Below are 3,053 nucleotides of genomic sequence, written 5' to 3'. Positions count from 1 at the left end.
CGGGCAGATCGGGCTGTTCGGCGGCGGCGGGAACGCGTCGCCCGAGCCGCTGCGCCTGCCGGAGGTGGCGGACTGGCCGGAATTCGAGCGGCTGAGCATGGAGGCCGAGGCGATCGGCTTTCACATGACGGCGCATCCGCTGGATTCGTACGGACTGTTGATGCGCCGGCTGGGAGTGGTGCGGGCCAGCGGGCTGGAAGCCGCGGCCCAGGCCGGGCTGACGCGGGTGAAGGTCGCCGGCTGCGTGATCGACCGCAAGGAGCGCCCGACCCGCACCGGCAGCAAGATGGCCTGGGTGCGCCTGTCGGACGCCAGCGGCGGGTGCGAAGTCACGCTGTTTTCCGAAGTGCTGTCGCGCACCCGCGACGTGCTGACCGCCGGGACCGCCGTGCTGGTCAGCGCCGAGCTGCGCCTGGATGGCGACGCGCTGCGCATCACCGCCAGCGACGTCGTGTCGCTGGAGCAGGCGGCGGCGGACGCGGCGGCGGAACTGCGCATCTGGTTCGACCGCGAGGAGGCGATCGGCCCGATCCATTCCATCCTGTCCGACGAGAAGGGGGGACGCGGCAAGGTGATCCTGCTGCCCTCGGTGGCCGAGACGCGGGATGTCGAGGTGCGCCTGGGGGGCGCGTACCGGGTGACGCCGCGCATGGCGCAGATGATCCGCGCCGTGCCCGGCGTGGAGAAGGTCGAGCAGGGCTAGCCGGCCGGCCCAGGGACCTCCGGGCGCCTTGTGTTGGCGGTTTTCGGCCGGCGGGCGCTTGCATTGCGTGGGAAAAATCGTCATATCGACGCCCGTCGGCCGGTTCGGCCGGCAATTCGCACGCGAAGCAATGCCTCTGGTGTCCCGCGCGGGACCGGCGCTTCGCGGAGGACCAACCAGAAGAGCAAGGATTTGGCCGATCATGGCTATGCCCGATTTCACGATGCGCCAGCTATTGGAAGCCGGCGTGCATTTCGGACACCACACCCGCCGCTGGAACCCGCGCATGGCGCCGTTCCTGTTCGGCGTGCGCAACCAGGTTCACATCATCGACCTGCAGCAGACGGTGCCGATGCTGGACCGTGCGCTGAAGGCGATTCGCGACACCGTGGCCGGCGGCGGCCGCGTGCTGTTCGTCGGCACCAAGCGCGCCGCGGCGGACCAGATCGCCGATGCCGCGAAGCGTTGCGGCCAGTACTACGTCAACCATCGCTGGCTGGGCGGCATGCTGACGAACTGGAAGACCATCACCGGTTCGATCAAGCGCCTGCGCCAGATCGACGACATGCTGGCCGGCGATACCCAGGGCCTGACGAAGAAGGAAATCCTGGACATCACCCGCAACCGCGAGAAGCTGGAACGCTCGCTGGGCGGCATCAAGGAAATGGGCGGCCTGCCGGATATCCTGTTCGTCATCGACACGAACAAGGAGAAGCTGGCGGTCGAGGAAGCCAACAAGCTGGGCATTCCGGTCGTGGCGGTGCTGGACAGCAATTCCGACCCGCGCGGCGTGACCTTCCCGATCCCGGGCAATGACGACGCCATCCGCGCCATCGCGCTGTATTGCGAGCTGGTATCGGGCGCGGTCCTGGACGGCATTTCGGCCGAGCTGGGCGCGTCGGGCCAGGATTTCGGCGCGGCCGAGGAACTGCCGATCGACACCGTGGCCGAGGCCGACGCCGCCGAGGCCCAGGCGGTCTGACGCCGTGGCCCGCCCGGCGGGACGATTCACCCAAGAATCTCCCGGACCGGCGGGCCGTTCGGATAATGCTTGCCGTGTCCGTTCGCTGACGGGACATGCAGGCGCTTCCCGCGCGTGCGGCACCGGGCGGGCTGGAGTGTGAGGGGTTTCGCCCGTGCGGCATCGGCGGCCAGCGGGGGGAACCGGCATGATGACAGACGCAAGCGCGCGCCCTGCCGGTTCGGCTGGGCGCGCCTGCCTTGAGGAGAGACGGATATGGCGGAGATTACCGCAGCCCTGGTGAAGGAACTTCGCGAGAAGACCGGCGCCGGCATGATGGACTGCAAGAAGGCCCTGAACGAGGCCGGCGGCGAGATCGAGGGCGCGATCGACTGGCTGCGCAAGAAGGGCCTGGCCGCTGCGGCGAAGAAGTCCGGCCGCGTGACGGCCGAGGGCCTGGTCGGCGTCGCGTCGTCCGACTGCGTCGCCGCGATGGTCGAGGTGAATGCCGAGACCGACTTCGTCGCCCGTAACGAGAGCTTCCAGAATTTTGTCGAGGCCGTGGCCAAGGCCGCGCTGACCGCCGGCGAGGACCTGGAGAAGATCAAGGCCGTGGTGCTGGAGAGCGGCCGCACGGTCGCCGACGAACTGACCCACCTGATCGCCACGATCGGTGAGAACATGTCGATCCGCCGCGCGCGCGTGCTGAGCGTGCCGTCGGGCGTCGTGGCCAGCTACATCCATTCGGCCGTGCGTCCGGGCCTGGGCAAGATCGGCGTTCTGGCCGCGATCGAGGCCCCGTCGGGCAACGAGGCGCTGGAGATTCTGGGCCGCCAGGTCGGCATGCATGTCGCCGCGACCCGTCCGGCCGCGCTGGATATCGACAGCGTCGATCCGGCGTCGCTGGAGCGCGAGCGCGCCGTCCTGATCGAGCAGGCCCGTGCGTCAGGCAAGCCCGAGGCGATCATCGAGAAGATGGTCGAGGGCCGCATCCGCAAGTTCTACGAGGAAGTGGTCCTGCTGGAGCAGGTGTGGGTGCATGACGGCGAAAGCCGGGTGCGCAAGATCGTCGAGAAGGCCGGCGCCAAGCTGGTGGCGTTCGATCGCTTCCAACTGGGCGAAGGCATCGAGAAGGAAGAGAACGACTTCGCGGCCGAGGTCGCCAAGGCGGCCGGCGTCTGATCGACGCGGCATCATTGAGCCTGGACGGGGCGGGGCCTTCCTGATGGAATGGGAGGTACCCGCCCTTGTGCTGTCCGCGGCACCCTATGGCGAAAGCAGCGCCATCATTCACCTGCTGACCGAGGAATACGGGCTGGTCCACGGCCTGGCGCGCGGGGGCACGGCGCGGGCCAACCGGGCGCTGTGGCAGCCCGGCAACCTGATCCG

4 protein-coding genes are annotated in these 3,053 nt (G+C 68.8%); all 4 read left to right on the top strand.

What is annotated here, in order from left to right:
- Positions 1-703: OB-fold nucleic acid binding domain-containing protein (locus tag HUK84_RS13655; RefSeq protein WP_246285678.1), on the top strand; the 703-nt coding region annotated here is incomplete at its 5' end.
- Between the two features lie 202 nt (positions 704-905).
- Positions 906-1,685 (top strand): 30S ribosomal protein S2, encoded by a 780-nt coding sequence (rpsB, locus tag HUK84_RS13650; RefSeq protein WP_176640776.1) that lies wholly within the window; start codon positions 906-908, stop codon positions 1,683-1,685.
- Between the two features lie 255 nt (positions 1,686-1,940).
- Positions 1,941-2,846, top strand: a complete 906-nt coding sequence (gene tsf, locus HUK84_RS13645) for a translation elongation factor Ts (RefSeq protein ID WP_176640775.1) — start codon at positions 1,941-1,943, stop codon at positions 2,844-2,846.
- Between the two features lie 43 nt (positions 2,847-2,889).
- Positions 2,890-3,053 (top strand): recombination protein O N-terminal domain-containing protein (locus HUK84_RS13640; RefSeq protein WP_176640774.1); only part of this gene is annotated, 164 nt, incomplete at its 3' end.

The sequence above is a fragment of the Nguyenibacter vanlangensis genome (genome assembly GCF_013376155.1).
Classification (GTDB): domain Bacteria; phylum Pseudomonadota; class Alphaproteobacteria; order Acetobacterales; family Acetobacteraceae; genus Gluconacetobacter; species Gluconacetobacter vanlangensis.
The sequence above is the reverse complement of the archived record's forward strand: the minus strand, read 5'-3'. Positions and strand labels throughout refer to the sequence as shown.